The following is a 13,995-nucleotide window of genomic DNA, read 5'->3' as shown; positions in this document are numbered from 1 at the left end:
GTGGTATCTCCAGCAGCATATATACATGATCCGGGCAGCATTCCGCTTCGAGAATTGTCACTCCTTTCCATTCACAAAGCCTGCGCAATATCTCGCCGATCTCACGCTTCTTTTCCCCATAGAAAACCTGCCTGCGATATTTGGGGGCAAATACCACATGGTATTTGCAGTTCCATTTTGTGTGGGCTAAACTTTGAACGTCACTCATTGTGACCTCCTTTTGATTTGTTGCCGCTTGCAGTTGCCAGACCGCAAGCTTTACTAACAAATCAAAAGGAGTTTTTATAACATATGCAAAGCTGTAAGCTTTTCGGAACCTCCCGCCTAGCGGGAGGTTTTCTTTTTATACAAGAAAAAAGGAAGCTGCCGCTTCCTTTTCCGTTCGGTAACAATATGAATTGCCGGGATAGGATTCCCGATCCGTTTTACTGACGAAAATCCGTTTTTTCTTCAATCAACCGCGCAACCATCCGGTAAAAAGCCGCCGTCGACTCCGCGAGTTCACCGGAGTTATCGATACGGAGCACCCCGTCCGGATATTCAGCAGGCATCGAAGCCCGGGCAATGCGCTCCTCAATATCCCCGCCCGGCTCCCGGCCCCGCGCCAGCAGACGCGCCCGAAGTACGGAAGCGTCCACTTCCACGAGCACGGGGACGAGGCTGGGGAAACGGCGGAGCGCTTCGGGCAGATACTCCCGCGAGCCGTTCATAAGCACCATGCCTCCGTGGGCGAGAGTTGTTTCTACGCCTTTCCCGATGCCGTACCGGAGGCCGTGGCTTCGCCAGTCCATCACGAACTCCCCGGACGCCGCCATAGCCTCGAACCGTTCCGGGGAAACGGCGATATGGCGTTCGCCCTTAGCAGAGAGGGGCCGCGTGATGTACCGCCGGGCGAAGGCCACCGGGACCCCCCGCAAACGGGGACGCAAAGCCTGCAGCAGGCTGTCCTTGCCCGAGCCCGAAGCGCCCATGACGTAAACAAGCTGGCCCTGCCGCATCAGAAAACCTCCGCGCCTTCCCGCCAGACATTCCGAACCACGGGCTGCCCCTCAACCATGCTCACGCGCACGAGATCCGCCCGCCGCCCCACTTCGAGGCTGCCGCGATCCGTGAGGCCCACGGCTTCGGCGGGATTGGCGGTCACGAGCCCCACCGCAGCCGGAAGGGACATATACCCGCCTTCGCTGAGGGCAAACGCCGCTTCAAGAAGGCTGATGGGCACATAGTCCGAGGAGAGGCTCCCCAGATACCCCGCCTGCGCGATCTCCAGCGCGGAGATATTCCCCGAGTGCGACCCGCCGCGCACCACGTTGGGCGCTCCCATGAGCACGAGCATACCGTTTTCGGAGGCATGGCGCGCCGCCTCCATCGTCGTGGGGAACTCGCTGATGGCGATGCCGTTGCCGAGGGCTTCTTCAACGTGTTCCACAAGCGTGTCGTCGTGGCTCGCCATCGGCAGGCCTCGCTCCCGGCAGAAAGCCATAACGGACGCGGCATTGTCCTCCGCGCAGCCGTCGCGCGCGGTCTGAAGGCGTTCGACGACCTGCTCGAACTCCTCATCCGTCCACGAGGCGATGTTGCTGTAATAGGTGCGGTAGGAAGAGGTATCGCGCCACTGGCGCTGGCCCGGCGTGTGGTCCATGAGCGACACGAGGCTGAGCGCGGGCGTATCGGACAGCGGGAAAAAAAGATCCTGCATCCGGGGATCGGCCACTTCACAGCGCAGGTGCAGCAGGTGTTCGGACCGGAGCTTCCCGGTGGAGCGGCAACTGTTCAGCGCGCCTACGGCCTTGCCGAGCATGGCGATACGGCCTTTGTCGTGGTACTCGCCCACGGACAGGGCATCAAAAACGGTCGTGATCCCGGACGCGACGATCTGGGCGTCATGGGCGAAAAAGGCGGGCACGCCCTGAGGCCAGAGCACTTTGGGGCGCGGGATGAAATGCTTTTCGAGGTTGTCGGTGTGAAGCTCCACAAGGCCGGGCATCAGGTAGTCGCCTTCCAGATCGATGCGTTCCGCGAGCGAGCTCGCGCCGTTGTCGAGAGAGACGATGCGCCCGTCGCGGACGACGAGGGTGCCTTCGACAACCGCGTCGGGGGTGATCAGCCTGGCGTTGGTGAATACGGTTTCGTTCATGGCTGTATGCTCTTGATGAAAAAGGTTACGGGCGCCTGACGGGGATGGTGCGGTCGGCCACGGCTTCGCGGGCCACGTCGTCGTGGAAAATGCCCACGATGGCGGCCCCGTTCCCGCGCGCTTCGCGGATCAGATCGATGACCACCTGCCGGTTCGCGCCGTCCAGCGAGGCCGTGGGCTCGTCGAGCAGGAGAATGGGGGACGGGCGGATGAAGCCGCGCGCGATGTTCACCCGCTGCTGCTCGCCGCCGGAAAACGTGGCGGGCGCGATGTGCCACAGGCGTTCGGGCAGGTTCAGCCGGGCAAGCAGCCCTTCGGCGCGGCTGCGGGCGGCGGCCTGCCCTTCGCCCGCCTCAAGCAGCGGCTCCGCGACCAGATCCAGCGTGCTCACGCGGGGGATAACCCGCAGGAACTGGCTGACATAACTGATGCAGCCCCGCCGCAGCCGGATGACGGTCCGGGGATCGGCGCTGGTGATGTCCACATCCTCCCCGCCGCAGCGGACCCGGATGGAGCCGCCCGTGGGGAGGTAGTTGCCGTAGAGGGCGCGCAGGAGCGTGGACTTGCCCGCGCCGGACGGCCCGTGCAGGGCGACGCACTCGCCCGCGTCCACGGAAAAGCTGATCCCGGAAAGGGCCTCGATCGCCACCCCGCCCTGCTGGTGCAGCACAAAGGTCTTGCTCAGGTTTCGGACTTCGATGATGGGAGTGTTCATGGCTTACCCTTGCAGGATGGAAGAGACGAGGAGTTGCGTGTAGGCGTGATGCGGATCGTCGAGCACCTGATCGGTGAGCCCCGTTTCCACGACCTCCCCCCGGTACATGACCATGAGCCGGTGCGAGAGCAGGCGGGCCACGGCGAGATCGTGGGTGACGAGGATGACCGCCAGATCCATGTCCAGCACGAGATGGCGCAAGAGGTCGAGCAGACGGGCCTGTACGGACACGTCAAGGCCGCCGGTGGGCTCGTCCATGAACACCAGACGCGGCGACGTGACGAGGTTCCGGGCGATTTGCAGGCGCTGCTGCATTCCCCCGGAATAGAGGGCGGGCTTGTCGTCAATGCGCCCGGCGTCGATCTCCACCCGCTCCAGCCACTGCAGGGCCCTGCCGCGCAACGTGCCGTAATGTCGCGCGCCTTCGGCCATCAGCCGTTCGCCGATGTTCGCCCCGGCGCTGACCTGCATACGCAGGCCGTCCGAGGGGCGCTGGTGCACGAATCCGAGTTCGGAACGCAGGAGGCGGCGCTTTTCGCCTTCCGGCAGCGCGTGGATGTTCCGCTCACGCCCGGCGGCGTCGCGGTAGGCGATCGTTCCGGAGGTCGGTTCCATGCGTCCCGAAAGCATGTTCAGGAGCGTGCTTTTGCCCGACCCGGATTCGCCCACGATGCCGAGCACTTCGCCGGGCCAGAGGTCGAAGGAGACGTCACGGCAGCCGATATGCTCCCCGTAACGGCGGGTCAGGTTCCGGGCCGACAGGATGGGGGCGGCGTTCCAGTCTTTCATTGCGCGCCTCCCTGCCCGTCCCGTTCGGCGGCGCGGCGGGCGCAACAGTCGGTATCGGAACATACGAACATGCGGTTCCCCTGATCGTCGAGGATGACTTCATCCAGATAGGTGTCCGTGGAGCCGCAGATGGCGCATGCCTCGTCCCACGACTGCACGGTAAAGGGGTAATCCTCGAAATCGAGGCTTTCCACGTCGGTATACGGCGGGATGGCGTACAGCCGCTTTTCGCGCCCAGCCCCGAAGAGCTGCAACGCCGGGCACTGGTGCATCTTGGGGTTGTCGAAACGCGGGATGGGCGAAGGGCTCATGATATACCGCCCGGCCACGCGCACGGGGTAATCGAAGCCCGTGGCGATGGTCCCGTGGCGCACGATGTCCTCGTACAGCTTGACGTTCATGATCCCGTATTCCTCCAGCGCGTGGAGGGTGCGGGTTTCCTGCTCGCTCGGCTCAAGCCAGCGCAGAGGCTCCGGCAGCGGCACCTGATACACCATGATCTGCGACTCGGTGAGCGGCTGCTCGGGGATGCGGTGTCGGGTCTGGATGATGGTGGCCTCGTCCGTATGGGTCGTGGTGGCGACGCCGGTGGTCTTGCGGAAGAAATCCCGGATGGACACGGCGTTGGTGGTGTCGTCGGAGCCCTGATCGATGACCTTGAGCACGTCGTCCCTGCCGAGGATGCTCGCGGTAACCTGAATCCCGCCGGTCCCCCATCCGCAGGGCATGGGCATCTCGCGGCTGGCGAACGGCACCTGATAGCCGGGGATGGCAACGGCCTTGAGGAGCCCCCGCCGGATCATGCGTTTGGTCGTTTCGTCAAGATAGGCGAACGCATAGCCCTCAAGCGGCACGTCCGCGCAAACGTCGGTCTGTGGCATCTAGATATCCTTGTCGTTCTGCCGCTTGGCGCGCAAGCCGCGGATAAGGGAAAGATCGGCCTGAAAGTCCACGTAATGCGGCAGCTTGATGTGCTGGACAAAACCCGAGGCGTCCACGTTGTCGCCGTGCAGGAGCACGAATTCGGGATTCTGCGCCGGGCCGACGACGGGTTCGTCCAGTTCCTTGGCACGGAGGGCGCGATCCGTGATGGACATGGACAGCGCCTTGCGCTCGTTGTTGCCGAAAACCAGCCCGTAGCCCCGCGTGAAGCACGGCGGGCGGGCCGTCCCGGTGTAGCGGCTCACGGTTTCGCATTCGGTCAGCTCGATTTCGCCGATAACGACATCGAAGCCGAGCTCTTCGGAGAAAAAGGACACTTCCACCCATCCCCGGCGCAGTTCTCCGGTGAAGGGATGCACAGCGCCGAAGCCGCGCTGCGTGGAGTAGGCCATGCCGAGCAGAAACCCTTCGTCGGCGCGGGCCAGCGCCTGAAGGCGCACGCCGCGATCCGCCGGGGCATCGGCGGGCAGTTCCAGAGGATGGCGGGTGATGTCGCGGCAGGCATCGCCCTCCGACGGCTCGGGCCGTTCGAGCAGCCCTTCCGCAACCAGCGCGTCGAGCGCACGCGGCAACGGCCCGCCGAGCGGGGAATCCGTATCGGGTTCTACTGGAAGAGGAGAAGATCCGGCGGCTCCGGCTTCAGCGCGGGAGAGGGTGCGATCCAGCAGGCGGTGCGTGTAGTCGAACGTCGCACCAAGGATCTGTCCGCCGGGGAGATCCTTCCATGTGGCGGAAATGCGCCGCAGCACGCGCATGGCTGACGTGTCCACGGCAAGCGAACTGCCGAACCGGGGAAGCGTGGTCCGGTAGGCACGGACGAGGAATACGGCTTCGAGCAAGTCGCCCTGCGCCTGCTTGATGGCCAGCGCGGCGAGATCCCGGTCATACAGTGAGCCTTCGGCCATGACCCGGTCCACGGCAAGCCGCAACTGCCCGATCAGCTGATCGATCCCCAGATCGGGGACAGAGGGGTCACCCCGCCCTTCCCGGCGGAGGAGTTCATGGGCGGCGGAAATGGCCTTTTCCCCACCTTTGACCGCTACATACATGACGCACTCTCCTGAGGCAGACGTTCAAGGCGCGTGGTGCGCGGCAGACCGGCCACGCCGTCGGCGCCGCACAGCAGCATGTCCACGCCGAGCGGGAAGCCCGACGTATTCTCGCGCCACCGCTCCGCAAAATCTTCGGGCAACGTGCAGGTGAAGGTACTTTCCCCGCAGATGCCGGGGCCGGAACCACGGAAACGGGTTCCCGCATCAAAGGCCAGACCGGCAAGCAAGACGGTTGCGGAACGGTCGGGGTAAGCGGGAACGCCCTGCGCGAAAGCGGACAGGGGCGGCAGTTCGGAAGCGTCCGCCACCAGCGCGAAGGCCGCCTTGTCCGCCTCTTCGACGATCGGGCAGCCGCAGTGGAAACGGAGCCACGTTGTCGTTTCATCCTTCCGCAGGCCCGGAGAAAGCCAGAGCGGAGATTCGCCGTCGCACAGGGTCAGGGCGAGATCCGCCAGCACGGGCGAAAGGCCGTCCGGCACGGACTGCGGGAATACGGGCAGGTGGCAAAGCCGCGCGGGACGGGACATGGCATCGAGCACAACGCGGAACACCCGCTGCATATCGAATACGGGTTGGGAAAAGGCCGGCATCAGTCTTCTCCTCGGACAAGCGTAAAGAAATCAACGCGGGTAGGCTCGACGGCGGCGGCATCCTCCCGCACCCGGCGGGCGCGTTCCGCTTCCAGCGCGGGGAGCAGTTCCCGATCAAGGGGTTCCGCATAGCCGTCCCGCTGCCAGAGGGCGTCGTACAGGGCGGCAAGCTCGGCGCGGCGGGCATCCTCGCCCAGAATCCACGCATACCCGAGGCAGCCGTCCTTCAACGAGACCACGCAGCGCGTCGCAAGCGCTTCGCCCATATTGAAGGCGTCGCCGGTGTTGCCCACGCGGCCCCGGATCATGACCAGCCCGGTTTCCGGCCCGCGGACTACCTCGTAATCCGGCGGCGTAATGGCGGAGAGCCCCGCTTCGAGACGCTCCACGGATGCGAGGGCCAACAGCCGCATCCTTTCTTGTCGAACGGTGAGAGACATCATGCTGTTTCCTGTGCAGTCTGTACGTTGGCGAACGGAAGCCGCGCCACGGCGGAAAAGGGCCGGTTGCGGTTTTCCTGTTTGAAAAGGGTCAGGGCATCGATACGGAGCGGAGCGTCCAGCACGCCTTCCAGCGCCTTGCGCAGGCCCGCGCCCACAAGCGCACGCAATCCCGCGTCGGCAATGCCGTCGGTCAGCGTGATGTGGAACTGGAACGAATCAAGGACGCGGTGGTAGCCCCACATATACAGGTTGCTGCGTTCCTCAAGGGACAGATGGCCGCGCCGGGCCACATCCTCGGTTTTCAGGGGAGCCCGGAAGGCATCCAGATCCATCACACAGGCGCGCTCCAGAAAGGACAGCAGAGAGCATTTCGTCGAGGGAACGAGCGCATAAAAGCCTTTTTCCTCCTTGCCCAGATAGGCGAGGGACAGGGACGGAATTGCAAAGGGAAGGAAGCGGGACGCCACTTCACCCGTGGAGCGCAACAGCTGGCTGTCCATTCCCGAATGGCGGAGTTCGAAAGGCGCCTTGAGCGTCGCGTGCAATCCGTAATGGGCGGGAACGCGGGTGACCGCCTTCCAAAAAACGGGATCCACACCCGGAGGCGTCGCCTGCGGCACATTCAGGCCCCCGAGGGCATCACGGCCCAGCAGCGGGGTCACCGCCTGATGCAGGGTATCGCCCGCCGAAGGCGCGTAGTACACGGCATAGCGGGCGGGCATTACAGCACCCTCTTCCGCAGCTGCTGCGAGAGCATGTCGAAGACCACCACGACCAGCACGATGAGGGCCATGACGGCGCAGGTCTGCTCAAAGGCGAAGCTGCGGATCAGCTCCCACAGCACCATGCCGATGCCGCCCGCGCCGACCATACCCACGACGGTGGCGGAGCGCACGTTGGACTCGAAGCGGTACAGCGAATAGGAGATCCACAGCGGGAAAACCTGCGGGATGACGCCGTATACGACTTCCTCAAGGAAGGAGGCCCCCGTGGAGCGCACGCCTTCGACCGGGCTCGGCTCGATGGCTTCCACGGCCTCGGAGAACAGCTTGGCGAGGACGCCCGTGGTATGTACCCACAGCGCCAGCACGCCCGCGAAGGGGCCAAGGCCCACGGCGACCACGAACAGCATGGCGAACACCATTTCATTGATAGCGCGGGCGGCGTCCATGAGGCGGCGCACGGGATGGTAGACCCACCACGGCACGATGTTGTCGGAAGACAGGATGCCGAGCGGCACGGCACAGACCACGGCGAGCAGCGTGCCCCAGATGGCGACTTGCAGGGTGACGACCATTTCCGTGGCGTACAGCCGCCAGTCCGTGAAGTCGGGCGGGAAGAAGTCTTTAATCAGCGTGAGGATGTTGCCCGACTCGGTAATCAGGGTCATGGGGCGCATTTCCGCCCCCCGCCACGACCAGACGAGAAACGCCAGCGCGACGGCCCAACCCACGAGGCGCAGCAGTTCCATAGGGCGTTTGCGCGGAGGGGACAGAGCAAATTCGGAACTCATGGCAATCCTTTCGGAAAACCGGCGGTACGGGCCCGCCGGGAAAAAGCGGCGCGGGAACCTCCGCGCCGCCGAGGCGTATTACAGGGACAGCTTGTCGAGGGCTTCGTCAATCTTCTTGATGCGCTCGGCCTTTTCCGCCGCAGGCATCTCGGCATTGGCCTGCAGCTTGCTCTTTTCGCGGAACAGTTCGAGCTGACGGAGAGGAACCAGCTGGGCGTTGGTCGAAGGCTTGAACGGCCCCCACTGGAGCTTTTCGAGGATGGCCTTGGCGTGGGCCACATCACCCTTCACGCCGTACCCGAAGATGAAATCGGCGATCTTCTTTTTCGTGCTTTCGGGAAGGCTGTTGCGCCACACCAGCGGATCGCTCGGGATGAGCGGCGAGCGCCAGATTTCGCGGATCTGCGCGGCCTTTTCAGGGTGGGCGATTTCGAGGCGGCCGATGGCTTCGTTGTTGCAAGTCGCCACATCCACCTGCCTGTTGGCGACGGCGAGCGCGTTGGACTCATGGTTGGCGGCAACCACGTTCTTGAAAATTTTCTTCGGGTCGACGTTGTTCTTGGCGAACACGTAGTAGCCGGGCACGAGGAACCCGGAGGTAGAGTTGGGATCGCCGTTGCTGAAACGAAGCCCAGCCGCGTTCTTGAGCACGTCGTCCACGCTCTTGAGCGGACTCTCCTTGTTCACCACAAGCAAGGAGTAGTAGCCGTCCGTACCGTCCGCCGCCGTGGTTTGGGCGAAAACGGAACCGTCGGAACGGTCCACCATCTGGATGGCGCCCTTGTTGCCGATCCAGCAGAGATCGACCTTTTTGAAGCGCATCCCCTCAATGATCCCGGCGTAGTCCGAAGCGAAGAACGCCTTGACCTTGAAGCCGGTGGCCTTTTCCATGTCGGCGAGGAAGGGGTCCCACAACTGTTTGAGGTTCTGGGAGGATTCCGTGGAGATGATGCCGAAGTTCAGGACTTCCGCAGCCTTGGCACAAACGGAACCGCCAAGGACGACGGCCGCCGCCGCAACGGCGATCAGGAAACGTGAAAACATGGCAAATCCTTGTTGTTGAGGGTTAGGCCACTTGAACCTGCGTCAGGGGCGGATTCCGCCGGATGTCGCTTTCCTGGCGGGCGAACAGGGAGTCGCATTCCGTACCGTAGAGCCGCTTGAGGAAGGCGGGGGTCAGTTCCGCGCTCGGCCCGTCGTACACGACCCGGCCATGCTTCAAGGCGATGGTTCGGGGGCAGAAGGACAGCGCGTAGTCGACCTGATGCAGGGTCACGAGCACGGTGAGCCCGTCCTTCTGGTTCAGATCGCGCAGCGTTTCCATAACGTTGCGGGACGATTCCGGATCGAGCGAGGCAATGGGCTCGTCCGCCAGCAGGACGCGGGCGCGCTGCACAAGGGCGCGGGCAATGGCGGCGCGCTGCTGCTGCCCGCCGGAGAGGTTGGAGGTACGCTGATGCGCCTTTTCCATGATGCCGACGCGGGCCAGCGCCTTGTAGGCAAGCCGGGCGTCCTCTTCATGGAAGAAGCCCAGCAGGCTGCGCCACAGCGCCGTGCGCGACAGCGCGCCGAGCATGACGTTGCGCAAAACGGACATGCGATCCACCAGATTGAACTGCTGGAAGACCATGCCGATTTCCGCCCGCATGGTTCGGATGTCGCGGCTGATCACGCCCCTGTCCTGGATGAGGTGCTGCGCGACCTCGATCCGCCCGCCGTCGGCGTCGCCGGGCATGAGCCCCGCGATATGGCGCATCAGGGTCGATTTTCCGGAACCGGACGAGCCGATGAGCGCGACCATTTCGCCGGGCTTGATGTGCAGGCTGACCCGGTCAAGCCCCTTCCCGCCTGAAAACGTTTTGCTGAGAGTATCTATGTGGATCATGTTGAACTCCTCACTTGTCGTTGGGCGCATAGTGGAGGAGCCGTGTGACGCGGGCGTGTCCGCTTTTTGTCGATCGTGGAGAAAAGGAGAGACGGTTGTGCGGAGATTGTGTTACAAAGCAGAAAAAAGTAATAAATCCTAAATAATAACAATATATGCATCCCAAACGCATACAAAAAATCCCGCTCCGGACAAAACGGAAGCGGGATTGTACATCATCGATTGGCAGTGGAATCTATCGGCAAGAAAGGGATTTCACGGGAGGCGCCGAGCCCCAAAACCATGAAAACGGCCGCGCGCCGGAAGGCGCATTTCCCGTCAGGCAGAGCGCCGGACAAAGGGTTTGAGCAGCGGAGCCGACCAGTACCACTTCACGGCAAGGATCAGCAGAAGGACCGCCGTGCCCGCATAAGCCGTATCCATCCCCCACATGTCATTAAGCAGGTAGGCGAGGATCGGCCCGAGGGCCGCGCCGAGATCCACGGCGAACGAGTACCACATCATAAATACCCGCCCTCCCCGCACGGACGCCGTATCCGAAGCCACGGAATCGGCTATCGTAGTCAGTGACGTCCCCGTGAGCTGGATGCCGATCAACACGGCAAGCCACAGCGGCAGGGGCAAGCGCAAGGCGACGAGCCCGAACACGACCACCCCGAACGCCAGCGAGACCACCATCATGGATCGCCGACCGAAGCGGCGATCGGACAATACGCCGATCCCCGGGGCCAGCCACGGCTCCCACCCCCAGCGGATAGCTTGCAGGACGCCCCCGAGCGTTGCCGCGCCCACGGCCACCCCGCCGAGCAAGGTAACGCTGCTCCCGAAATGGATACGGATGAGCTCGCTGAGCGTGGAGGCGTACAGGCCTTGATAGATAAGCGCCACGACAAGCCCCGTCGCCATGACCCACAGGACCGTGCCGTCCTTCCACAGCCACGTCAAAGACCGCTCCTCGGCTTGCGTTCCGGCCGGGACGCCGCTGTTTCCGCGCGGCACACAGAGGAACCCGAGAACAATAGTCGCGGCGGTACACGCGCCGAATAGCATGCACGTCACGGAAAAACCGAGCCAGTCCGCGAAAATCCCGCCGAGGAGCATCCCCGCCAGACTGCCGATCCGGTACAGGCCGTTATACAACCCCATGAAATAGCCGCGATTATCGTCGGACGATACATTCAGGATGCAATAGAAGCCGCCAAGCCGCAACAGTGTCCATGCGATACCCCACAGGCAGCGCAGAAGAAGCCAGACGGCAAAGCCGTCCGCAAAGGCGTAACTGAAGGTGGTGATGGTGGCGAGTACCGTGGCGATGAAAATGCCGGTCCGATCACTGATATGGCGGTACAGCCAGCCTACCATCGGATTGAGCGGGAGCCGCACCAGCCGGTTGACCGACAGGATAATCCCCACTTCCCATAAGGAGGACAGCCCGGCCTGAGCGAAACAGATGGGCAGCACGATGTACAGCATCGAGTCGCCGATCAAACAGGCCGCCGTGATCAATGAAATAACGATGACCTGCCGAGAAGCGCGTTCTTTCTCCGCCATGTGCCGCCCCTTTCCCTCTTGTCCCGGGCGGTTCCCCTTGGGGAACCTATCATACCGGCATTGTCACAGAATCGTAACGTTGACGTGTTAGAATCCAGTAGCGTTCTTTTTCCCAGACGGCAAACGATATCTTGAGAAGCGCTCCAATCCGCCTCGCCATTTGTCCGCCGTGCTCCCGAAAAATCATCATCCCGCAGAGGACGGCATTCTATTCCAGCCGGGAGCCACAAAAGCATACCTCTGTTTCGCTTTCATGACGGCAGAGCCCGCACTCCGAGGAATGCGGGCCCGTATCGAAGATCCGCTTGCGCGAACCCGTCGTCGTGTTTGCTGTTTAGCCTAACGGATGAAATTCGTGGGTGTCCACGGCTCCCGCACCGGATAGGGCACGGTCCCCTTGGCGGCCTCAATGCACTTGAGCAGCCACGCCATGTTGTCGCCCAGGGTCCGCATGATCTGCAAACCCTCCTTGTCCTGCCTCACTTCCTCCGGCGTGTTGCCGTGCACGGAGTTCCAGTACTGCGAGGACACGATGGGCATACAGGAAATGGTAAAATATTTGTTCAGGCGATCAAAAGCCGCGCTGGCCCCGCCACGGCGGCAGCTGACCACGGCGGCAGCGGGCTTGTAGGCGTAGGCTCCGCTTTTCATATAGAACAGGCGATCCAAGAAAGCGCACAGCGCGCCGTTGGGAGCCGCATAGTAGACGGGCGACCCCACGATAAGGCCATCCGCCGCCTTCAAGAGCCCTGAGCACTCGTTGACCGGATCGTCGTCAAACACGCACAGCCCGGTTTCCCGGCAAGCGCCGCACGCGATACAGCCCCGAATGGGCTTCGAGCCGATGTGCACGATATTCGAGCCGATGCCGTTTTTCTCAAGCTGTCCTGCCACTTCGCTGAGAGCGGTGTAGGTGCAACCCTTCTTGTGCGGGCTGCCGTTGATGAGCAGTACGTTCATAAAAAGCCTCCTTTATCCTTTATTGAGGATGTACATGGAGCGAGAAACTTCATTCGCTGGAGAAATCGCTCAGAACCTGAAGCAGGGAGCACAGATTGCCCAGTCTGTCGTCGCCGAGGTATTCCCTGATTTCCCGTTGCGCCTCTTCCCACAGGGGAAAGGCTTCCTCCAGCTTGCCCTGCCCTTCCGGCGTCAGTTCCACCACCTTCTTCCGGGCATCGTCAGGATGCACGCCAACGGCAACAAACCCCGCCCGCTCCAACAGCCCGATATTCCGGGTCGCCGTGGTCTGATCCATGCACAGCACCTTGCCGATATCCGTGATGAACGGCCGACGCATACAGGCGATCCGTTTCAGCAGCGCAAACTGTGTTCCCCGGATGCCCACGGGACGCAGGCAGCGATCGTAAATCTGCGTAACAACACGCCCGGCTTTGCGGAGCTGCATACAGACGCAGACAGGAGAAGCGTATTCCTTCGTGAGGGACTCCATAGAAACTCCATGTATATGCATGAAAATAGCCCGATCCTGAAAAGCCGTCAATCCTTTGAGAAGCTTCTCAGGGGAAGAATTGAAACTTTCCCGGCAAGGCAAAACTCAAGAACGGCATGGTATGAATGAGAAAACAGAATGTATATTTTCTATTTCTGACTGTTAAACCTAGTGTAGTTGCTAACAATCTTATCAGGTCAAGGCTATTCTCCTCCATTGGAGGAGCCTATGGGTAACTGTCAAAAATCTTTTGGGATAACGATTCGTTTGCTGCGTCTCTCACGAAAATTGAAACAGGAACAATTAGCGAAAAAATCCGGTTTGTCCTTGCGGCACATCAAATCTATCGAACGAGGCCTCAGCGATCCGACTTTATCAACCTTGGAAAAAATAGCTTCTGCATTGTCTCTCCGTGTGAAAGAATTGTTCGCGCTTGAGGAGATTAGGCGTTCTCCGAAAGGCATCGGGAAAGATCTGCTTGCACAGTTGGAAAACTGCAAAGAGAGCGAGCTACTTCGATTCTATGCTTGCAACAAAATTCTTTTGTCCAAGTACAAGTAGGATACCTCGCAAAAAGAACCCACCGGCCTAGCCGGTGGTTCTTCATCTGCGCCTGTAAGGCTCTGTTACCAGCAGCGCCCTAACAGGCGCATAGCGAATCTGGCATCGGCATTTCTGTTACTTGCGGCCCGTGAACGGGCTACCCGGGTAGGGAAGGCAAAGCTGCGTACCCAGTTTATCCTCTTCCAGCTGTTTCTTTATGTAATCCCTAATCTTCTCTTTGTTCTTGCCTACCGTATCCACGTAGTAGCCCCGGCACCAGAATTCACGATTGCGGTATTTGAACTTCAGATCGCCAAATCGTTCATACAGCATCAGGCCGCTTTTACCCTTCAGATACCCCATAAATCCCGACACACTCATC

Annotated in this window: 18 protein-coding genes; 1 reads left to right on the top strand and 17 read right to left on the bottom strand. The window is 61.7% G+C overall.

Going from position 1 to position 13,995, the window contains the following annotated elements; genetic code table 11:
* The 16 genes from tnpA to T370_RS0118590 form a co-directional block, all read right to left on the bottom strand.
* A partial coding sequence (gene tnpA, locus T370_RS0118665) for an IS200/IS605 family transposase (protein WP_029436641.1) occupies window positions 1-208 on the bottom strand: 208 nt, incomplete at its 3' end.
* A 217-nt stretch (window positions 209-425) separates the two neighbouring features.
* Window positions 426-998, bottom strand: a complete 573-nt coding sequence (phnN, locus tag T370_RS0118660) for a phosphonate metabolism protein/1,5-bisphosphokinase (PRPP-forming) PhnN (protein WP_029436640.1) — start codon at window positions 996-998, stop codon at window positions 426-428.
* A complete protein-coding gene (locus T370_RS0118655) occupies window positions 998-2,137 on the bottom strand; it encodes an alpha-D-ribose 1-methylphosphonate 5-triphosphate diphosphatase (protein ID WP_029436639.1) in 1,140 nt (379 codons plus the stop codon). Before T370_RS0118655 ends, phnN begins: the two co-directional genes overlap by 1 nt.
* A gap of 25 nt (window positions 2,138-2,162) precedes the next feature.
* Entirely contained in the window at window positions 2,163-2,852 is a 690-nt protein-coding gene (phnL, locus tag T370_RS0118650) for a phosphonate C-P lyase system protein PhnL (protein WP_005029576.1), read from the bottom strand.
* A 3-nt stretch (window positions 2,853-2,855) separates the two neighbouring features.
* Window positions 2,856-3,641 carry a phosphonate C-P lyase system protein PhnK gene (gene phnK, locus T370_RS0118645; RefSeq protein ID WP_005029574.1) on the bottom strand — a complete coding sequence of 262 codons (786 nt, stop codon included), beginning with the start codon at window positions 3,639-3,641 and terminating at the stop codon, window positions 2,856-2,858.
* A complete protein-coding gene (locus T370_RS0118640; protein ID WP_029436638.1) occupies window positions 3,638-4,522 on the bottom strand; it encodes an alpha-D-ribose 1-methylphosphonate 5-phosphate C-P-lyase PhnJ in 885 nt (294 codons plus the stop codon). Before T370_RS0118640 ends, phnK begins: the two co-directional genes overlap by 4 nt.
* Entirely contained in the window at window positions 4,523-5,632 is a 1,110-nt protein-coding gene (locus T370_RS0118635) for a carbon-phosphorus lyase complex subunit (RefSeq protein ID WP_029436637.1), read from the bottom strand.
* Window positions 5,623-6,225 (bottom strand): phosphonate C-P lyase system protein PhnH, encoded by a 603-nt coding sequence (gene phnH, locus T370_RS0118630; protein WP_034507061.1) that lies wholly within the window; start codon window positions 6,223-6,225, stop codon window positions 5,623-5,625. The genes T370_RS0118635 and phnH overlap by 10 nt, the downstream gene beginning before the upstream one ends.
* Window positions 6,225-6,668: a phosphonate C-P lyase system protein PhnG gene (phnG, locus tag T370_RS0118625; RefSeq protein ID WP_005029568.1), complete on the bottom strand. Its 444-nt coding sequence runs from the start codon at window positions 6,666-6,668 to the stop codon at window positions 6,225-6,227. The genes phnH and phnG overlap by 1 nt, the downstream gene beginning before the upstream one ends.
* Complete coding sequence (locus tag T370_RS0118620) at window positions 6,665-7,390, bottom strand: DUF1045 domain-containing protein (RefSeq protein ID WP_029436635.1); 726 nt, start codon at window positions 7,388-7,390, stop codon at window positions 6,665-6,667. Before T370_RS0118620 ends, phnG begins: the two co-directional genes overlap by 4 nt.
* A complete protein-coding gene (gene phnE / locus T370_RS0118615; RefSeq protein WP_005029564.1) occupies window positions 7,390-8,181 on the bottom strand; it encodes a phosphonate ABC transporter, permease protein PhnE in 792 nt (263 codons plus the stop codon). Before phnE ends, T370_RS0118620 begins: the two co-directional genes overlap by 1 nt.
* A 78-nt stretch (window positions 8,182-8,259) precedes the next feature.
* The gene (phnD, locus tag T370_RS0118610) at window positions 8,260-9,225 is read right to left on the bottom strand and encodes a phosphonate ABC transporter substrate-binding protein (RefSeq protein ID WP_005029562.1); all 966 of its coding nucleotides are present in this window, start codon (window positions 9,223-9,225) and stop codon (window positions 8,260-8,262) included.
* Window positions 9,226-9,247: 22 nt separating this feature from the next.
* Complete coding sequence (gene phnC / locus T370_RS0118605; protein ID WP_016360465.1) at window positions 9,248-10,066, bottom strand: phosphonate ABC transporter ATP-binding protein; 819 nt, start codon at window positions 10,064-10,066, stop codon at window positions 9,248-9,250.
* 318 nt (window positions 10,067-10,384) lie between these two features.
* Window positions 10,385-11,617: an MFS transporter gene (locus T370_RS0118600; protein ID WP_029436633.1), complete on the bottom strand. Its 1,233-nt coding sequence runs from the start codon at window positions 11,615-11,617 to the stop codon at window positions 10,385-10,387.
* A 339-nt stretch (window positions 11,618-11,956) separates the two neighbouring features.
* Window positions 11,957-12,577 (bottom strand): flavodoxin family protein, encoded by a 621-nt coding sequence (locus tag T370_RS0118595; RefSeq protein WP_005029556.1) that lies wholly within the window; start codon window positions 12,575-12,577, stop codon window positions 11,957-11,959.
* Window positions 12,578-12,626: 49 nt separating this feature from the next.
* Window positions 12,627-13,070 carry a MarR family winged helix-turn-helix transcriptional regulator gene (locus T370_RS0118590; protein WP_029436632.1) on the bottom strand — a complete coding sequence of 148 codons (444 nt, stop codon included), beginning with the start codon at window positions 13,068-13,070 and terminating at the stop codon, window positions 12,627-12,629.
* A gap of 228 nt (window positions 13,071-13,298) precedes the next feature.
* Here T370_RS0118590 and T370_RS0118585 point away from each other — a divergent pair, with 228 nt between their 5' ends.
* A complete protein-coding gene (locus T370_RS0118585) occupies window positions 13,299-13,631 on the top strand; it encodes a helix-turn-helix domain-containing protein (protein ID WP_029436631.1) in 333 nt (110 codons plus the stop codon).
* Between the two features lie 117 nt (window positions 13,632-13,748).
* On the opposite strand, the gene T370_RS0118580 is transcribed toward T370_RS0118585, so the two are convergent.
* Window positions 13,749-13,995 (bottom strand): IS200/IS605 family transposase (locus T370_RS0118580; protein ID WP_029435553.1); only part of this gene is annotated, 247 nt, incomplete at its 5' end.

The organism is Bilophila wadsworthia ATCC 49260, assembly GCF_000701705.1.
Lineage (GTDB): Bacteria > Desulfobacterota > Desulfovibrionia > Desulfovibrionales > Desulfovibrionaceae > Bilophila > Bilophila wadsworthia.
The sequence above is the reverse complement of the archived record's forward strand: the minus strand, read 5'-3'. Positions and strand labels throughout refer to the sequence as shown.

Coding starts and splice junctions, on each gene's coding strand:
- phnL (WP_005029576.1), bottom strand. CDS start 2,852: ATGAACACTCCCATCATCGAAGTCCGAAACCTGAGCAAGACCTTTGTG.
- phnH (WP_034507061.1), bottom strand. CDS start 6,225: ATGCCGGCCTTTTCCCAACCCGTATTCGATATGCAGCGGGTGTTCCGC.
- T370_RS0118595 (WP_005029556.1), bottom strand. CDS start 12,577: ATGAACGTACTGCTCATCAACGGCAGCCCGCACAAGAAGGGTTGCACC.
- T370_RS0118590 (WP_029436632.1), bottom strand. CDS start 13,070: ATGGAGTCCCTCACGAAGGAATACGCTTCTCCTGTCTGCGTCTGTATG.
- phnG (WP_005029568.1), bottom strand. CDS start 6,668: ATGATGTCTCTCACCGTTCGACAAGAAAGGATGCGGCTGTTGGCCCTC.
- phnE (WP_005029564.1), bottom strand. CDS start 8,181: ATGAGTTCCGAATTTGCTCTGTCCCCTCCGCGCAAACGCCCTATGGAA.
- T370_RS0118640 (WP_029436638.1), bottom strand. CDS start 4,522: ATGCCACAGACCGACGTTTGCGCGGACGTGCCGCTTGAGGGCTATGCG.
- T370_RS0118600 (WP_029436633.1), bottom strand. CDS start 11,617: ATGGCGGAGAAAGAACGCGCTTCTCGGCAGGTCATCGTTATTTCATTG.
- phnK (WP_005029574.1), bottom strand. CDS start 3,641: ATGAAAGACTGGAACGCCGCCCCCATCCTGTCGGCCCGGAACCTGACC.
- T370_RS0118655 (WP_029436639.1), bottom strand. CDS start 2,137: ATGAACGAAACCGTATTCACCAACGCCAGGCTGATCACCCCCGACGCG.
- T370_RS0118585 (WP_029436631.1), top strand. CDS start 13,299: ATGGGTAACTGTCAAAAATCTTTTGGGATAACGATTCGTTTGCTGCGT.
- phnD (WP_005029562.1), bottom strand. CDS start 9,225: ATGTTTTCACGTTTCCTGATCGCCGTTGCGGCGGCGGCCGTCGTCCTT.
- phnC (WP_016360465.1), bottom strand. CDS start 10,066: ATGATCCACATAGATACTCTCAGCAAAACGTTTTCAGGCGGGAAGGGG.
- phnN (WP_029436640.1), bottom strand. CDS start 998: ATGCGGCAGGGCCAGCTTGTTTACGTCATGGGCGCTTCGGGCTCGGGC.
- T370_RS0118620 (WP_029436635.1), bottom strand. CDS start 7,390: ATGCCCGCCCGCTATGCCGTGTACTACGCGCCTTCGGCGGGCGATACC.
- T370_RS0118635 (WP_029436637.1), bottom strand. CDS start 5,632: ATGTATGTAGCGGTCAAAGGTGGGGAAAAGGCCATTTCCGCCGCCCAT.